General features: G+C 66.5%; 12 protein-coding genes and 3 rRNA genes. 8 read left to right on the top strand and 7 right to left on the bottom strand.

Going from position 1 to position 17,553, the window contains the following annotated elements:
- Positions 1 to 515 precede the first annotated feature (515 nt).
- From rrf to GA0070612_RS07110, 4 genes are all read right to left on the bottom strand, one after another.
- Positions 516 to 632: ribosomal RNA gene (gene rrf, locus GA0070612_RS07125) — 5S ribosomal RNA — on the bottom strand.
- A gap of 89 nt (positions 633 to 721) precedes the next feature.
- Positions 722 to 3,830: ribosomal RNA gene (locus GA0070612_RS07120) — 23S ribosomal RNA — on the bottom strand.
- Between the two features lie 382 nt (positions 3,831 to 4,212).
- A 16S ribosomal RNA gene (locus GA0070612_RS07115) occupies positions 4,213 to 5,727 on the bottom strand.
- Together the 16S, 23S and 5S rRNA genes form the textbook arrangement of a ribosomal RNA operon.
- A gap of 699 nt (positions 5,728 to 6,426) precedes the next feature.
- A complete protein-coding gene (locus tag GA0070612_RS07110) occupies positions 6,427 to 6,681 on the bottom strand; it encodes an SCO4848 family membrane protein (RefSeq protein WP_088987201.1) in 255 nt (84 codons plus the stop codon).
- Positions 6,682 to 7,014: 333 nt separating this feature from the next.
- Between GA0070612_RS07110 and GA0070612_RS07105 the strand changes: the two genes are divergently transcribed.
- The 7 genes from GA0070612_RS07105 to GA0070612_RS07080 all read left to right on the top strand — a co-directional run bounded on the left by GA0070612_RS07105 (position 7,015) and on the right by GA0070612_RS07080 (position 12,414).
- Positions 7,015 to 7,485 (top strand): PRC-barrel domain-containing protein, encoded by a 471-nt coding sequence (locus tag GA0070612_RS07105; protein ID WP_088987200.1) that lies wholly within the window; start codon positions 7,015 to 7,017, stop codon positions 7,483 to 7,485.
- A gap of 4 nt (positions 7,486 to 7,489) precedes the next feature.
- Positions 7,490 to 7,666 (top strand): hypothetical protein, encoded by a 177-nt coding sequence (locus tag GA0070612_RS31340; RefSeq protein ID WP_157742437.1) that lies wholly within the window; start codon positions 7,490 to 7,492, stop codon positions 7,664 to 7,666.
- Between the two features lie 87 nt (positions 7,667 to 7,753).
- Positions 7,754 to 8,812 carry a tryptophan--tRNA ligase gene (gene trpS / locus GA0070612_RS07100; protein ID WP_088987199.1) on the top strand — a complete coding sequence of 353 codons (1,059 nt, stop codon included), beginning with the start codon at positions 7,754 to 7,756 and terminating at the stop codon, positions 8,810 to 8,812.
- Positions 8,813 to 8,892: 80 nt separating this feature from the next.
- The gene (locus GA0070612_RS07095) at positions 8,893 to 10,113 is read left to right on the top strand and encodes a low temperature requirement protein A (protein ID WP_088987198.1); all 1,221 of its coding nucleotides are present in this window, start codon (positions 8,893 to 8,895) and stop codon (positions 10,111 to 10,113) included.
- Positions 10,114 to 10,199: 86 nt separating this feature from the next.
- The gene (locus tag GA0070612_RS07090) at positions 10,200 to 10,547 is read left to right on the top strand and encodes a YciI family protein (protein ID WP_231924600.1); all 348 of its coding nucleotides are present in this window, start codon (positions 10,200 to 10,202) and stop codon (positions 10,545 to 10,547) included.
- Positions 10,548 to 10,549: 2 nt separating this feature from the next.
- Entirely contained in the window at positions 10,550 to 11,806 is a 1,257-nt protein-coding gene (locus tag GA0070612_RS07085) for an RNA polymerase sigma factor (RefSeq protein WP_088987196.1), read from the top strand.
- A gap of 17 nt (positions 11,807 to 11,823) precedes the next feature.
- Positions 11,824 to 12,414, top strand: a complete 591-nt coding sequence (locus GA0070612_RS07080; RefSeq protein ID WP_088987195.1) for an HAD family hydrolase — start codon at positions 11,824 to 11,826, stop codon at positions 12,412 to 12,414.
- Between the two features lie 4 nt (positions 12,415 to 12,418).
- Here the strand turns inward: GA0070612_RS07080 and GA0070612_RS07075 are convergent, their stop codons facing one another.
- Positions 12,419 to 13,390 carry an NADP-dependent oxidoreductase gene (locus tag GA0070612_RS07075; protein WP_197699321.1) on the bottom strand — a complete coding sequence of 324 codons (972 nt, stop codon included), beginning with the start codon at positions 13,388 to 13,390 and terminating at the stop codon, positions 12,419 to 12,421.
- A gap of 187 nt (positions 13,391 to 13,577) precedes the next feature.
- Between GA0070612_RS07075 and GA0070612_RS07070 the strand changes: the two genes are divergently transcribed.
- Positions 13,578 to 14,276: a YoaK family protein gene (locus GA0070612_RS07070; RefSeq protein WP_088987193.1), complete on the top strand. Its 699-nt coding sequence runs from the start codon at positions 13,578 to 13,580 to the stop codon at positions 14,274 to 14,276.
- Between the two features lie 12 nt (positions 14,277 to 14,288).
- On the opposite strand, the gene GA0070612_RS07065 is transcribed toward GA0070612_RS07070, so the two are convergent.
- Together GA0070612_RS07065 and GA0070612_RS07060 are read right to left on the bottom strand one after the other, a co-directional pair.
- Positions 14,289 to 15,356 carry a WxL protein peptidoglycan domain-containing protein gene (locus GA0070612_RS07065; protein ID WP_088987192.1) on the bottom strand — a complete coding sequence of 356 codons (1,068 nt, stop codon included), beginning with the start codon at positions 15,354 to 15,356 and terminating at the stop codon, positions 14,289 to 14,291.
- 91 nt (positions 15,357 to 15,447) lie between these two features.
- Positions 15,448 to 17,427, bottom strand: a complete 1,980-nt coding sequence (locus GA0070612_RS07060; protein WP_088987191.1) for an FN3 domain-containing metallophosphoesterase family protein — start codon at positions 17,425 to 17,427, stop codon at positions 15,448 to 15,450.
- Positions 17,428 to 17,553 lie beyond the last annotated feature (126 nt).

Raw genomic sequence — 17,553 nt, 5'->3', positions numbered from 1 at the left:
CGCCGGTGCTTGGCGGGCCCGCGAGCGGTGCGTGACGGCGGTCAACACTGGTGCCGGCTGCGGTCTCGGGCCGGCGCGGTCTCTCCGCCGGTTGATCGACTCGGTTTCCTGATATCCGGGGTGACACCCGGCCACGGATACCGCGGTTTCCAGGAACCCGAGTCGATCAGGCAACACGCGCCGACCAACCAGTCGAGGACCCGGGCGGGGGAAACGCTGGGCGGGGGAAACACCGGCCGGGGCGGGGGAAACACCGGCCGGGGCGGGGGAAACACCGGCCGGGGCGGGGGAAACACCGGCCGATAACCGCCCGTCGGGAAGGCCGGGCGGGAAAGCCGGGCGGCCGGGCGGGGGAAACACCGGCCGGGCGGGGGAAACGCCGGCCGGGCGGGGGAAACACCGGCCGATAACCGCCCGGCGGGAAAGCCGGGCGGGAAACGGGCGGGAACTCTCGACCGGGTGCCCGGGAACGCAGAAAAGGCCACCCCGATCGGGGTGGCCTTTCCTGAAAGATTGTCCGGCGGCGTCCTACTCTCCCACACCCTCACGAGTGCAGTACCATCGGCGCTGGAGGGCTTAGCTTCCGGGTTCGGAATGTAACCGGGCGTTTCCCCTCCGCCATGACCGCCGTAACTCTATGAACATATCAAACAACCCCAGCAACACACATGTCACGGGTGTTCGCTCGTTCAGAGTTGCACAGTGGACGCGTAGCAGCTTAGTAGTCAAGTCCTCGGCCTATTAGTACCGGTCAACTGAACCCGTTACCGGGCTTACATTTCCGGCCTATCAACCCAGTCGTCTAGCTGGGGGCCTTACCCCACCAAGGTGGGTGGGATACCTCATCTTGAAGCAGGCTTCCCGCTTAGATGCTTTCAGCGGTTATCCCTTCCGAACGTAGCTAACCAGCCGTGCCCTTGGCAGGACAACTGGCACACCAGAGGTTCGTCCGTCCCGGTCCTCTCGTACTAGGGACAGCCCTTCTCAAGTATCCTACGCGCACGGCGGATAGGGACCGAACTGTCTCACGACGTTCTAAACCCAGCTCGCGTACCGCTTTAATGGGCGAACAGCCCAACCCTTGGGACCTGCTACAGCCCCAGGATGCGACGAGCCGACATCGAGGTGCCAAACCATCCCGTCGATATGGACTCTTGGGGAAGATCAGCCTGTTATCCCCGGGGTACCTTTTATCCGTTGAGCGACACCGCTTCCACTCGCAAGTGCCGGATCACTAGTCCCGACTTTCGTCCCTGCTCGACCTGTCAGTCTCACAGTCAAGCTCCCTTGTGTACTTGCACTCAACACCTGATTGCCAACCAGGCTGAGGGAACCTTTGGGCGCCTCCGTTACCTTTTAGGAGGCAACCGCCCCAGTTAAACTACCCACCAGACACTGTCCCTGAACCGGATAACGGTCCGAAGTTAGATACCCAAATCAACCAGAGTGGTATTTCAAGATTGCCTCCACCCATACTGGCGTATGGACTTCACCGGCTCCCACCTATCCTACACAAGCTAATTCGAGTACCAATGTCAAGCTATAGTAAAGGTCCCGGGGTCTTTCCGTCCTGCCGCGCGTAACGAGCATCTTTACTCGTACTGCAATTTCGCCGGGCCTGTGGTTGAGACAGTGGGGAAGTCGTTACGCCATTCGTGCAGGTCGGAACTTACCCGACAAGGAATTTCGCTACCTTAGGATGGTTATAGTTACCACCGCCGTTTACTGGCGCTTAAGTTCTCCGCTTCGCCCCGAAGAGCTAACAGGTCCCCTTAACGTTCCAGCACCGGGCAGGCGTCAGTCCATATACATCGAATTACTTCTTCGCATGGACCTGTGTTTTTAGTAAACAGTCGCTTCCCCCTGCTCTCTGCGGCCATACAACGCTCCACCCGCGCGGGGCTTCACGTCTCCGGCCCCCCTTCTCCCTAAGTTACGGGGGCAATTTGCCGAGTTCCTTAACCACAGTTCGCCCGATCGCCTCGGTATTCTCTACCTGACCACCTGTGTCGGTTTGGGGTACGGGCCGCTAAGAACTCGCTAGAGGCTTTTCTCGGCAGCATAGGATCACTGACTTCACCTGAATCGGCTCGGCATCACGTCTCAGCCCACATGTGGTGCGGATTTGCCTACACCACGGCCTACACGCTTACCCCGGCACAACCACCGGCCGGGCTCAGCTACCTTCCTGCGTCACCCCATCGCTTGACTACTACCCGCCAGGTTCCCACGCTCCCCCAGATCAGTCCGAAGACCTCACCAAGTTCGGGTGGTTAGCACAACGAGGTTCATCAGGGACGCTCTTTCGCGGGTACGGGAATATCAACCCGTTGTCCATCGACTACGCCTCTCGGCCTCGCCTTAGGTCCCGACTCACCCAGGGCGGATTAGCCTGGCCCTGGAACCCTTGGTCATCCGGCGGAAGGGTTTCTCACCCTTCTTTCGCTACTCATGCCTGCATTCTCACTCGTGCCGCGTCCACAACTGGGTCACCCCGCTGCTTCACTCGCGGCACGACGCTCCCCTACCCATCCACACACCTGCACGCACCATCAAGGGCACGCGAGGATAAAATGTGAATGCCACAGCTTCGGCGGTGTGCTTGAGCCCCGCTACATTGTCGGCGCGGAACCACTTGACCAGTGAGCTATTACGCACTCTTTAAAGGGTGGCTGCTTCTAAGCCAACCTCCTGGTTGTCTATGCGACCCCACATCCTTTTCCACTTAGCACACGCTTAGGGGCCTTAGCTGGTGATCTGGGCTGTTTCCCTCTCGACTACGAAGCTTATCCCCCGCAGTCTCACTGCCGCGCTCTCACTTACCGGCATTCGGAGTTTGGCTGATTTCGGTAAGCTTGTGGGCCCCCTAGACCATCCAGTGCTCTACCTCCGGCAAGAAACACGCGACGCTGCACCTAAATGCATTTCGGGGAGAACCAGCTATCACGGAGTTTGATTGGCCTTTCACCCCTAACCACAGGTCATCCCCCAATTTTTCAACATTGGTGGGTTCGGCCCTCCACGCGGTCTTACCCGCGCTTCAGCCTGCCCATGGCTAGATCACTCCGCTTCGGGTCTAGGACACGCGACTGAATCGCCCTATTCAGACTCGCTTTCGCTACGGCTCCCCCACACGGGTTAACCTCGCCACATGCCACTAACTCGCAGGCTCATTCTTCAAAAGGCACGCCGTCACCCCGCAAGGCTCCGACGGATTGTAGGCGAACGGTTTCAGGTACTATTTCACTCCCCTCCCGGGGTACTTTTCACCATTCCCTCACGGTACTCGTCCGCTATCGGTCACCAGGAAGTATTTAGGCTTACCAGGTGGTCCTGGCAGATTCACGGCAGATTTCAGGGGTCCGCCGCTACTCGGGAACACCCACAGAAGGTCAGCAACTTTCACCTACCGGACTCTCACCGTCTACGGTCAGCCATTCCAGACTGTTCGACTAGCCACTGACTTTGTAACTCCTCGAACAAGTGTCAGCTTGTTCAGCAGGGTCCCACAACCCCGACCACGCAACCCCTGACAGGTATCACACGCAGCCGGTTTAGCCTCAATCCGCTTTCGCTCGCCACTACTCACGGAATCACTATTTGTTTTCTCTTCCTACGGGTACTGAGATGTTTCACTTCCCCGCGTTCCCTCCACACACCCTATGTGTTCAGGTGTGGGTGACACCACATGACTGGTGCCAGGTTTCCCCATTCGGACACCCTGGGATCACAGCTCGGTTGACAGCTCCCCCAGGCCTATCGCGGCCTCCCACGTCCTTCATCGGCTCCTGGTGCCAAGGCATCCACCGTTCGCCCTTGACAACTTGACCACAAAGATGCTCGCGTCCACTGTGCAATTCTCAACAAACGACCAACCCACAACCCGATCCGCCCCACACCAAACCCAGTCCTCCAGGACCAGCGGTATGTGGGGCCAGGCCATGCCTGGCAACCCCGCGTGATCCCAGACCACGCACAAGGCTCTGAAACAACAACACCATGGTTGTTCTTTCAGGACCCAACAGGGTGCTCACATCCCCCCCCAGCCGCACCAGAAGCCACCGTTCCCACCACCCCAAAGAGTGGCTGTACTAGGCGCCGCCGGCCGTTGCCAGGGCAGAACTTGCCAGTGTCTCCGCCATTCGAGCACCCCGGCCCAACACTCGTGGACCGCGGGCTCCTTACCACCTTTCGGTGGAAGGTGCTCCTTAGAAAGGAGGTGATCCAGCCGCACCTTCCGGTACGGCTACCTTGTTACGACTTCGTCCCAATCGCCAGCCCCACCTTCGACGGCTCCCTCCACAAGGGTTGGGCCACCGGCTTCGGGTGTTGCCGACTTTCGTGACGTGACGGGCGGTGTGTACAAGGCCCGGGAACGTATTCACCGCAGCGTTGCTGATCTGCGATTACTAGCGACTCCGACTTCACGGGGTCGAGTTGCAGACCCCGATCCGAACTGAGACCGGCTTTTTGGGATTCGCTCCACCTCACGGTATCGCAGCCCATTGTACCGGCCATTGTAGCATGCGTGAAGCCCTGGACATAAGGGGCATGATGACTTGACGTCATCCCCACCTTCCTCCGAGTTGACCCCGGCAGTCTTCGATGAGTCCCCGCCATAACGCGCTGGCAACATCGAACGAGGGTTGCGCTCGTTGCGGGACTTAACCCAACATCTCACGACACGAGCTGACGACAGCCATGCACCACCTGTGACCGCCCCCGAAGGACCCCCCATCTCTGGAGGTTTTGCGGCCATGTCAAACCCAGGTAAGGTTCTTCGCGTTGCATCGAATTAATCCGCATGCTCCGCCGCTTGTGCGGGCCCCCGTCAATTCCTTTGAGTTTTAGCCTTGCGGCCGTACTCCCCAGGCGGGGCGCTTAATGCGTTAGCTGCGGCACAGGGAACCGGAGAGGCCCCCCACACCTAGCGCCCAACGTTTACAGCGTGGACTACCAGGGTATCTAATCCTGTTCGCTCCCCACGCTTTCGCTCCTCAGCGTCAGTATCGGCCCAGAGACCCGCCTTCGCCACCGGTGTTCCTCCTGATATCTGCGCATTTCACCGCTACACCAGGAATTCCAGTCTCCCCTACCGAACTCTAGCCTGCCCGTATCGACCGCAGGCTTGGGGTTGAGCCCCAAGTTTTCACGGTCGACGCGACAAGCCGCCTACGAGCTCTTTACGCCCAATAAATCCGGACAACGCTCGCACCCTACGTCTTACCGCGGCTGCTGGCACGTAGTTGGCCGGTGCTTCTTCTGCAGGTACCGTCACTCTCGCTTCGTCCCTGCTGAAAGAGGTTTACAACCCGAAGGCCGTCATCCCTCACGCGGCGTCGCTGCATCAGGCTTCCGCCCATTGTGCAATATTCCCCACTGCTGCCTCCCGTAGGAGTCTGGGCCGTGTCTCAGTCCCAGTGTGGCCGGTCGCCCTCTCAGGCCGGCTACCCGTCGTCGCCTTGGTAGGCCATCACCCCACCAACAAGCTGATAGGCCGCGAGCCCATCCCAAGCCGAAAAACTTTCCACCACCAGCCATGCGACCAGCAGTAATATTCGGTATTAGCCCCCGTTTCCGAGGGTTATCCCAAAGCTTGGGGCAGGTTGCTCACGTGTTACTCACCCGTTCGCCGCTCGAGTACCCCGAAGGGCCTTTCCGCTCGACTTGCATGTGTTAAGCACGCCGCCAGCGTTCGTCCTGAGCCAGGATCAAACTCTCCAACAAAAAATTAGTTGAACAGCTATCCCAGCAACAAACAAATTGTTGCCAAAGGAATCCCAACCAGCCAAACCAAACAGTCTGACCAGTCCGGGGTATAAATCATAATTGGCACTGGCTTTACAAGCACCCTGTTGAGTTCTCAAAGAACAACCACACACCGACCAGAAGCCCCACACTCAGTGGAACCCCAACCGGGGCTTTTCGTTCTGTGTCCCCGCCGCTCTCGCGGCGGGCACTTTTACTACGTTACCTCACCGTCTCGGCCGTGTCAAACCGGTGTGTCCCGGTCTGTCATGCTTCGTGCGGGTTGGCACCGGCGCACTCACGCAGCAGCGAACCGCTGCGTCAGGTCGTCGGATTTGGCAGGCCGGCCGCTGCGGTTTCCCGCAGGCTCGCCCGGTGCCCTGCCGGTCGTGAACCTTACCCGGTCGGTCTCGCCGCACCAAATCCGCCTCGCGGCCAATCCGGTGGGCCCCGCCCGGCCGTGCCTCACAGAAGCGAACCCCTGCTTGACCCGGTCACCAGCTCGTTCTTGGGGCTTAGGACTTTCGTCCCGTTTGCCCCGTTCCGCGCTGGCAGAGAGAAAGTTACGCGTCCGTGGGTTTGATCGTCAAATCCGCGGGTAGCGGCGCGCGTCACATTCGGGTTCACGGCTGCCCGCCCCCACCGACGGGGAGGCAGACAGAGCACCGAATGCGCAGGTCAGGATGCCTGCCGCCGGCGGGCGACCAGCCACGCCCTGATGCCGAGGACACCCACCGCCGTTCCGATCGCCAGTGATGCCCCGATCAACAGAGCGTGCACCCACAGGAAGCTGGTGGGCGCCCCGTCGGCGACCGTGCCGGACGCCCAGGACCGCGGGTCCTGCCAGATGGCGACCGCGAATCTCGGCCAGATCACCCAGGTCCAGATCCCGACCCCAACCAGGAAGACGGCCCACCTTCGCGACAACACCATGGCAGCCGAGTATGCCAGCGAGACCGGGCCACCAGCACGACCGCGACCCGCCCACCAGCACGGACACGGTCCGACAGCCCGGAGCAACAGAACCGACAGCCCGGAGCAACAGAGCGCCCTGGAAACCGGCCAACGGGCGGTCGCGGCTGCAGGCAGGTCGCGGCTGCTGGGCCCACAACCCCGCCTCCGACGGGGCGCGGCGGGGACGGCCGGCCCCGGGAGGGCGAGGGTCGAGAGGGACGTGCACGTGACCGGCTCGATTCGTTTCCGGCGGCAGCGAGCTGGGCACTGCGAAAGAGGACAGTTGCCGACCGTTCCCCCGGAGGTGTCCCCGTGCAACCCTCGATCTTCAATCCCTGGGCATGGCGTGACCCGTCCGCCCTTGCTGGTGGATACACGCAGACCACCCCCTCGGTCACGCCACCGGAGAGCTCGGACGGTGGGCACGCCGGCCCGGACGCGCCCGGCCCTGGCACACCCGTGGACCTGGTGGGCTACCACGTGGAGGCGACCGACGGGCGGATCGGCACCATCGACGAGGCGAGCGACGAGGCGGATGCGGGATACCTGGTGGTGGACACCGGCCCGTGGATCTTCGGCCAGAAGGTGCTGCTGCCGGCTGGCACTGTGGTCCGGGTGGATCACCAGGAGCGCGTCGTGCACGTCGATCGGGCTCGGCAGGCGATCAAGGACGCGCCGCCGTTCGAGGCGGACCCTGCCGACCCGGAGTACCGGGAACGGGTCGGCAGCTACTACGCCGACAGTTACATTCCCCCGCCCGGAGCCATGCCGCGGGTAATCTGAGCTCGTGGTCCGGCTGGGCAACTGCGCGGCGGAGGCGGTCGACACGGTCGACGGCCTCCCGCTCGGCGCGCTGCCCGGGATCGCCATGAGTCCCGGCGATGGCCGGGAGCAACTTCTGAACGTCCTCCGTGCCGGTGGTCTGCGGTACCGCGCCGGCGCGCGATGGCGGACGGCTCGCTGAGTCGATCCCGCTGACCGAGGGGTCCCGGAAGGGGCCGGCTCGGCGCGCGCCCGCGTCACCCCACCCTCGGATACGAGAGGCACCACCATGTCCGTCGCACGAATGCTCACCGGCGACCGGCCCACCGGCCGCCTTCACCTCGGCCACTACGTCGGCAGCATCGCCAACCGGGTGCGGCTGCACCGACGCTACGAGAGCTACTTCATCATCGCCGACCTGCACATGCTCACCACTCGCAATCGCCGCGAGGACATCGACCAGGTCTCCGGCAACGCCCGGGAGATGGTGACCGACATCCTGGCCGCCGGCGTCGACCCGGAGCGGGCCATCTTCTATCTCCAGTCGGCGATCCCGGAGGTCGGTGACCTCAACACACTCCTCCAGAACCTGGTGACCGTCCCCCGGTTGGAACGGGTTCCGTCGCTCAAGGACATGGCCCGCGACGCCGGGAAGGAGGAGATGCCGTACGGGTTGCTGGGTTACCCGGTGCTCCAGGCCGCGGACATCCTCTGTGTCAAGGGTGAGGTGGTCCCGGTCGGCCGGGACAACGCCGCGCACATCGAGGTGACCCGGGAGATCGCGCGCCGGTTCAACCATCTGTACGGCCCGGTCTTCCCGGTGCCGGAGCTGATCCCGGCGGACACGCCGAGCCTGGTGGGCACCGACGGCGCGGCCAAGATGAGCAAGAGCCGGGGCAACACGATCGCCCTGTCCGACGACGCCGCCACCGTGCGTCGGAAGGTGCTCGGCATGTACACCGACCCGAATCGGGTACGGGCCGACGTGCCGGGCACGGTGGAGGGCAACCCGGTGTTCGCGTACCACGAGGTCTTCAATCCGGACCGCGACGAGGTGGCCGACCTGGCCCGGCGTTACCGGGCCGGGCAGGTGGGTGACGTGGAGGTCAAGGAACGCCTGGTCGTCGCGTTGGAGGCGTTCCTTGCGCCGATCCGGCAGCGTCGGGCCGAGATCGAAGCCGACCGGGGGTTGGTCGACCGGTTGATCGTCGAGGGCACCGAACGGACCCGTCAGGAGGTCCGGCAGACCCTGATCGAGGTACGCCGGGCGATGGGGTTGACCGGCGCGTACCAGCAGGTGCGGCGGCGGGCGGAACGGAGCCGGCGGCGGACGCAGACCTCGGCCTGAGGCCGGGAGTCCGGTGCTCGGCGGGGGGACCGGGTGGACGGTCGGCCGGTTCCTCCGCCACCGTGACGCAGAATGCGGGGATGAGGGGGATTTCGGGCGTTCGGCCGGTGCCGGTGGCCCAGGCTCACCGGACCACGATGTTCGAGATCTTCTTCGATCTGGTCTTCGTCTTCGCCCTCACCCGGGTCATCACGTTCATGGCCGGGTCGCCGGGCGCTCTCACTCTGGCTCAGGGTCTGATTCTGCTCCTGCTGCTGCTCTACTCCTGGGGGCCGTACACCTGGGTGGGGAACCTGGTGCGCGCGGACGTCGGCCTGGTCCGCGCGGCCACTCTGGTCGCGATGGCGGCGGTCTTCGTGGTCGCTCTGGTGATGCCGGACGCGTGGACCCAGGGCCCGGGGCTCGTGGACGCGCCGCTCGCGCTCGCCGTGGCCTACGTCGTCGGGCGTGCGGTGCAGCTCGTGGTCCTGTTCTGGGTGAGCACGACGGACCAGCCACTTCGTTCGACGCTGCGTTTCTTCGTCGTGCCGGTGGTGCTGGCGTGGTTCCCGCTGATCGGTGGAGCGCTGGTGGGCGGTGCGGGTCAGACCGCGCTCTGGACGGTCGCGCTGCTGGTGGACATCGGTGGTGCCCGGATCGCATCGGCCTTCCGGCCGTGGCAGGTGCACAGCGTGGGCCACTTCACCGAGCGGTTCGGCCTGGTGCTCATCATCGCGCTGGGCGAGTCGTTGATCTCCGCCGGTGCGGGGCCACGGACGATGGCGCCGGTCAGTGCGGCGGTGGCGGCGGCGCTGCTCGGTCTCACCAGCACCGTGTGCCTGTGGTGGCTCTACTTCGACCGGCTGGCGCCCGCCGCGCGGGAGGCCGTCAGCAATGTGCCGGATGACCGACGCGGCGACGTCGCCGGTGACGCGTACGGCCTCGGGCACTCCCCGTTGATCATCGGGGCGATCTACGTCGCGCTCGGCATCGAGGAGGTGATCGGCCGGCTCACCGAGGAGTCGGCACACGCCGAGCCGCTGGGTTGGGAGGCGGCCACCGCGCTCTACGGTGGCGCGGCCGTCTACCTGCTCAGCAGGTTGGTCTTCCGCCGGCTGACCCTCGGGACGACCTACCCGACGCAGGTCGTCGTCGCGGTGCTGCCGCTGGTCCTGCTGCCGGTCGGCCGATCCCTGCCTCCGCTGGCGGCGCTCGCCCTGTTGACCGTCCTCCTGGTCGGGGTGACCTGCTTCGAGCGACGGGTGGACCGGCGCGACGAGCGGACCGAAGCCGCGCGGCCACCGCAGCCAGAAGAGTCGTGAGGTGCCGTGTCGATATCCCGGGTCCCCGCTCGTCGTCATGCTGTACGGCGACACGCCGCACCGAGAGGAGCCGGAACGTGAAGTACATGCTGCTGTTCATGAGTCCCGTGGCCGACGGGGAGACCGTCGACAACGGGTGCACCGTCGAGGACTGGGTCCGCTACGACCGGGAGATGAAGGACGCCGGGGTCTGGGTCTCCGGGTATCCGCTCCAGGACCTGACCACCTGCACGACGGTGCAGGTCGGCCCCGGCGGTGAGCGCACGATCACCGACGGGCCGTTCGCCGAGACCCGGGAACTGCTCGGCGGGTACGACGTCATCGACGTGCCGGACCTCGACGCCGCGCTGGACTGGGCGGCCCGCAGTCCCGGGGCCGTCGGCACCGGATCGGTACAGGTCCGTCCGATCTTCGAGTTCGACATGCAGGGCTGAGCATGCCGGACGGGGAGTCGGCCGTCGGGTCGTCGGTGGAGGCGGTGTTCCGGGAGGAACGCGGTCGACTGCTCGCCTCGCTCGTGCACCGCTTCGGAGATCTCGACCTGGCCGAGGAGGTCGCGTCGGAGGCCATCGAGGCGGCGCTCGTGCACTGGCCGACCGACGGTGTGCCGAGTCGACCGGGCGCGTGGCTGCTCACCACGGCTCGGCGTCGGGCGGTGGACCGGCTGCGACGGGACAGGGTGCTGGCGACGCGGCTCGCCGTGCTCCGGGCCGAGGCCGAGCGGGCCGACCCCGCCCCTCCCGCCGACGCGGACCGCGAGCTGCCCGACGACCGGCTGGCGCTCTTCTTCACCTGCGCGCACCCGGCCCTGGCCGCGCCGGATCGCGCAGCGCTCACCCTGCGGTTCCTCGCCGGCCTCACCACTGTCGAGGTGGCGCGGGCCTTCCTGGTGCCGCCGGCGACGATGGCCCAGCGGCTCGTCCGGGCCAAGCGGAAGATCCGCGACGCCCGTATCCCGTTCCGGGTGCCCGGCGAGGACGAGTTGCCCGGCCGACTGCCCACGGTGCTCCAGGCCGTCTACTCGGTGTTCACCGAGGGGTACGCGGCCAGCTCCGGCCCGGATCTCCAACGGATCGACCTGGCCGAGGAGGCCATCCGGCTGGGGCGGATCCTCCGTCGGCTGCTGCCCGCCGAGCGGGAGGTCGCCGGGCTGCTCGCTCTGATGCTGCTGGTCCATGCCCGACGGGACGCGCGTACCGGGCCGGACGGAGCGCTGATCCTCCTGGACGAGCAGGATCGCGGACGCTGGGACCGCCCGATGATCGAGGAGGGGCGCGGGCTGGTCGTTGTCGCGTTGACCGGCCCCGCCCCCGGCCCGTACGGGGTGCAGGCTGCCATCGCGGCCCTGCACGACGAGGCAGCGGACGTGGCCAGCACCGACTGGCCGCAGGTGGTGGCCCTCTACGACGTGCTGCTCGACCTGGTGCCGTCGCCGATCGTCGCGTTGAACAGGGCTGCCGCGGTGGCCATGCGGGACGGGCCGGAGGCAGGGCTCGCCCTGCTCGACGGGTTGGCCGACGATCCGCACCTGCGCGGTCACCATCCCTACCCGGCGGCGCGGGCCGACCTGCTGCGCCGGCTCGGCCGCTACGACGAGGCGGCCGAGGCGTACCGCAACGCGTTGGCGCTGGTGGGCACCGAGCCGGAGCGGGCGTACCTGCTCGGTCAGCTCAGGGCCGTCACGACCGAGTGAGCTGTTACCTTTCCCGGGTGAGTCTGCCTCTGCCTCCCGGTGAGTTCGCCGCGTACCTGTTCGACTGCGACGGCACGATCGTCGACTCGATGCCGCTGCACTACGTGGCCTGGCAGCGGGCCCTCAAGGAGTGGGGCTGCGAGTTCCCCGAGGACCTGTTCTACGCCTGGGGTGGCCGGCCGACCGCCGACATCATCGTGGCCCTGAACGAGCAGCAGGGTCTGTCGATGCCGGTGGCGAGCGTGGTCGAGAACCGTGAGCGCATCTACCAGGAGTTGCTGCCGCAGATCGAGGCCGTGCCCGACGTGCTGGCGCACATCCACGACGCGCACCGGCGGGTCCCGTTCGCCGTCGTCTCCGGCAGCACCCGCGCCTCGGTCACCGCCTCCCTCGACGCGCTCGGCCTGCTGGACCGGTTCGACGTGCTGGTCTGCGCCGACGACTACACGCGGGCCAAGCCCGACCCGGAGGCGTTCCTGCTCGCGGCGGAGCACCTCGGCGTACCCCCGGAGTCGTGCCTGGTCTTCGAGGACACCGACCTGGGCATCCAGGCCGCGACGGCGGCCGGCATGGCATCGGTACGCGTGCCGCAGCAGCGCACGCACTGAGGTCTCAGGCCACCGTCAGCAGGAGTTTCCCCGGGTAGGAGGTCTGCAGACGCTGGTGTGCCTCCCGCACCTTGCCCAGCGGGAACGTCTCCGCGACGTGCACCACGAACGGTCCGGCCTCGATGAGTTCGTTGAGACGCTGCAACTGTCGGGGGTTCGACTCGCCGTCGTACGCCCGGACCACGACGCCGGGGCGTTCGCTCGGCTCCGGCTGCACCCCGTGGGCGTACGCGACCACGCCGCCGTCGACGAGCGTCTCGGTGAGCCGGTCCACCGTCGCACCGCCGGCCATGGCGAGGATGGCGTCCACCCCGGCCGGTGCCGCGTCCCGGATGCGGGCGAGCACGTCGTCGAGGTCGCCGTGGCCGTCGAGGGAGATGTCGGCGCCGAGCCGGGTCACCAGTGCGACGCCGTCCGCCCCGGAGGCCACGGCGATGACGTTCAGCCCCTGGCGCTTGGCCAACTGCACGGCCAGGTGGCCCTGACCGCCGCTCGCCCCGAAGATCAGCAACCACGAGCCGGCCGACAGGCTGAGCGTGTCGAGCCCGGCCAACGCGGTCAGCGCGTCGGTGGGCATGGCGCCGGCGTGCTCGGCCGGCACTCCGTCGGGCACCTTCGCCGCGTACTCCGCCTTGACGACCGTGTACTCGGCGTAGCAGCCGCCCTTGGGTCGGGTCGTGGCGGAGACGTAGACCAACTCGCCGACCACGACGTTGGACACCTTGCTGCCGGCCGCGATCACGGTTCCGGCACCGTCGGAGCCGGGCACGATCGGGAGGGAGGAGCCCTCCGGCACGAGGATGCCCTGCCGTTCGTACGCGTCCCACACCCCCACGCCGGCGCTCAAGACCTTGATCAGCACTTCGTCGTCGGCGACGTCGGGGATCGGCAGCTTCCGCAGCGTGATCACCTCCGGCCCACCGAACTCGTCGAAGGCCGCGGCCTGCATCCGCTCTGGCACATCCCCGTCAACCATGTGGATTCCCTCTCCGTGCCGGCGTTCCCGTCGCAGCATGCCGGGTCGGGGACAGCCCTGACCGGGTGCCGAACGCCGTTCACCCACAAGGACGACCGGGCCGGGCTGACGCGCCGCGACAGGGCGTAGCCGGTCGGGACATGGGAAAGGCGGGCGGGCGGACCAAGACGACGGAGGGAGCACAGCCGTGCAGGCTCCGTCGGTACGGGCGACGGCCTGGCTCCTGGTGGCGTTGGCCGCGGCCTCCGGCTGCGTCGACGTGATCTGCCTGACCAGGCTCGACGGGTACTTCGCCAGTGTGATCACCGGCAACCTGGTGCATTTCGGCCACGCGTTCGCCACGGCGGACGTCCGCTCACTCGTGGGTGCCGTGGTGGCGGTCGGTGGTTACGCGGTGGGTGTCGCCGCCGCTACGCTGCCGCTGCGCCACACGCTGCCGGGTTGGAATCGCCGTACCGCAGTGGTGACGGCGGCCGAGGCGGTGTTGCTGCTCGGCTTCACCGTCGGCTGGATGGCCTGCTCGGCGCGTCCCGGGTACGGCTTCGGGCTCGTACTGCTCGGGACGGCGGCCGTGGCGAGCGGCATCCAGAGCGTGATCACTGTCGGCGCCGGCGTACGTGGCGCGTCGACCACCTACCTGACCGGCTCGCTGACCGAGTTGGTTCGGCGTCGCGTCGTCGACCCGCACCGGTTCGCCGATCTGGGTGGTGTGGGGCGGCTGGCGGGGTTGGTGGGAGGTGCCGTGCTCGGCACTGTGGTGCTTCGCACCGCCCCCGGTTGGGCATCCGTGCCGGCGGCCGTGCTCGTGCTCGCCGTGATCGCCGTCGCCGTCGGCCTGACCCGCCGTCGGGCCGTCACCGCCGCCGACCAGGGCCGGCGGCGGTGACGAAAGCAATGATCAGGACGTCTGCGGCTTCGGGCCGCGCAGGGCCTGCTCGACGGCGTCGCGTACGCGGGCGTCCTCGCGCACCTTGCGCTGCGCCCGGGTGCGACGCCGGTAGAGGTACGCGCCGACGAGCACGACGATCAGTACGACGAGCACCAGCAGCAGCATCCACGGCAGGGCCCAGCCGTGCGCGGTGATCTGGACCGGCTTGAGCGAGGTGGTGGAGCCGGAGGCGTCGGTGAGCAGCGGGGTGAGGGTCGCGGTGGCGGCCAGCGAGATGGTGGGAGCCACCCCGTGCACGGGCACTGTCACGTTCCAGCTCTCACCGGGCAGCAGCTCCGGCGGCGCGGCGATGTCACCGGCGCGTACCCGCAGCAGGCCGAACGGACCGGAGACGGTCACCCCCTGCTGTCCGGACAGGGCGGCGTTGCCGACGTTGTGGATTTTGTAGGTGATGGTGGCGTCGCCCTTGGCGAACGGGTTGGACGAGCCGTCGTACGCGATGTGCAGGTCCTCGATTGCGAGGTTCGGCTTCAGCTCACCGCCGACCCGCATCTTGATCCGGATGCCGAGGCGGCGGTCGACGTTGATGCCCTCGGCCTGGTCGGTCTGGGTCAGCGCGGTGAGGATGCCGCCGACGTAGTCACCGGGGGTCGCGTTCTCCGGCACGCTGATCGTGAAGGGCACCTGCGCGGTCTTTCCGGGCTGGACCACGACACTCTCGGCCTTCGCCTTCACCCAGGCGCCGATCGCGACGGATTTCTTGTCCCTGGTGAGCAGGTCGAGTTGGCCCGCGTCGGTGGTGAAGCCGTCGGCCGTGTAGACGGCCAGGGTCAGCGGCGCGGGTCCGCGGTTGGCGACGACCATGGCGTCCTCGACGGCACCGCCGGGGTTCACGTTGTAGCTGTAGCTGGACCGGGCCTCGCCGTAGCTGTTGGAGGCCGTCCGGACCGTCCAGGCGACGTTGCCCTCCGCCGCCGAGGCGGGGACGGCACCGACACCGACGGCCGCGGCGGCGGCGAGCACTGACAGTGCGGTCGTACGGAGGAGTGTCTTCCAGCGCGATACGGACGGGTACATGTCGGTTCCTTGAGGTGATCTTGGGGGGCGTGCAAACGGGTGGCGGGGTAGGCCCCCGAAGGTGCCTACCCCGCCGAGTGGAGCGGTCCGGTCAGCTGCTCAGCGCGGTGATCGTGAGGGTGGTGCGGTAGCTACCCTTCGCGATGCTGTCCGGGATCTTGAGGTCCAGGTCGGCACCGAGCTTGGCGCCGCCCCGGGGGTGACCCTGGGCCGCCGCGCCGAGGGCGCTGGAGACCGACAGGCCCTTGCCCTGGTCGTCGTAGGACGACAGGATCGGCGCGCCGGCCTCGGCGCCCGCTCCGGCGTCCAGCACGTACGGGGTCCAGCCCAGGTAGGAGCCCGAGAAGGTCTTCTCGGCGTCGGTGAAGTCACCGACGTTGGCCGAGATCGACCACGGGGCGAGCGAGCGACGGCTGTCCGACACGAGGATCGGGTTGATCTTGCCGTTCGCCTGGAAGTAGGTGCCGTTGCGCTCCTGCGCGGTACCCAGGTCCACCAGACCGTTGTAGCCGTCGATCGTCCAACCGAACTCGCCCGGAGCCGGGTTCGGCACGTTCACCTGGATGGACTGGCCGTCACCGTTGAACGGGTGCACCGTCACGTTGTCGACGATCGAGCCGACCGGCTGACCCTCGGGGGTGTTGACGCAGGAGAGGCCGTTCTCGACCGACGCGTTCGGCGCCGCGCAGGTGCCGCTGCGGATGTTGGCCAGGACCAGCTTGTCGCCGCGCACCTGCACCTTGACGTAGCTGCGGACGTGCTCCTGGTTCTGCACCGAGTTGTACCAGTACTTGTTCGGGTCCAGCGGGTCCGGGCCGTTGCCCCGGATGCCGGTGCCGGTGGTGTCCGGCTTCTTGATGTCGTAGTACTTCGAGCCGGAGGCCGAGTTGGCGGTCACGTAGATGACGCCACCCGGGCCGGGGAACACGTCGGCAGCACCCGGCTTCTCGGCCGGGTTCTCCTTCTGGCCGTTCTTGATGGAGTAGCTGCGCGAGTAGCTGTGGTCGTGGCCCTGCAACACCATGTCGATGCCGAGGTTCGAGAAGGCAGTGGTGAAGTCTTCCCGCCGCTGCTTGTTGTCGTTGTCGGTCGCGTGGCTGGCCGGCGAGTAGATGGAGTGGTGGTAGACCAGCACCTTCCACTTGGCCTCGGAGCCGTGCTTGTTCACCACGTCGGTGACGTACGCGACGTGCGCGGCGTCACCGGCGTTGCTGCCGTCGGTCGGCAGCTTGTAGCTGTTGCTGTTGATGTCGATGAACAGCACGTCCTTGTAGACGAACCAGTAGTCGCCACCGGACTTGGTGCCCGCCGGGTTCCCGTTGTCGTAGTACGGGGCCGTGCGGTCGGTGTTCGGGGTGAAGTGGTGCTGCTCGTAGGACTTGCCGCCGACGTCATGGTTACCGATGGTGGCGACGACGGGGTACTGCCGCAGCTGGTCGGGCGCCATGAACGAGGTCCACTGGCCCTCGTCGTTCGCGGACTCGACGTGGTCGCCACCGGAGACCAGCAGCTCCGCGTTCGGGTTGGCCGCGGTGGCGACCTTCAGGGTGTCCTCCCAACCGGCCTGGTCCTTGAGCCGGTCGCCGGAGGAGCCGATCTGCGGGTCGCCGAAGAACAGGAAGTCGTAGTCGCCCTCGAAGTCCTGCGTCTTGAAGGCGTACGTCGGGGACCAGCTGCCCTCGGCGCCGACCCGGTACGAGTACGCCGTCTTCTCGCGCAGGTTGCTGATCGTGGCGTGCCGGTTGAACCCGGTGGTGGAGGTGTTCGCCGCGCCGACGGCGTCGAAGCTGACCGCGCTGGCCGGGAACTCGCCGTTGACGATCTCGGCGGTCGGGGCGAGCTGGATCTTCTGCGCGGTGTCGGCGGAGGAGTACCAGGTCACGATGCGCTGGGTCTCGTTGGCGCCGACGCCGAGGATCACGCTGCTGATCGTGGTGGACTCGGCCGCGCTCGCGGTGGCCGTCAGGCCACTGCCGAGGGCCGCTCCCATTCCCAGGAAGCCGGCGACGACTCCGGCGACCAGGCGCCGCCGCACGAGCGCGGAGGCCCGTGTCGAGGTGCTCAATGTCATCGACATTGTTCCCTTTTCAAATAGAGAAATGGATGTGTCTTCACCCGGCACCGGGGAAGCGAATCCACGCTTTCGCCGCCCGATGAACCGATCATTAACGTGATCTTGCGAAAGACTGCACTTCAC

The sequence above is a fragment of the Micromonospora chokoriensis genome (assembly GCF_900091505.1).
Taxonomy (GTDB): Bacteria; Actinomycetota; Actinomycetes; order Mycobacteriales; family Micromonosporaceae; genus Micromonospora; species Micromonospora chokoriensis.
The sequence above is the reverse complement of the archived record's forward strand: the minus strand, read 5'-3'. Positions and strand labels throughout refer to the sequence as shown.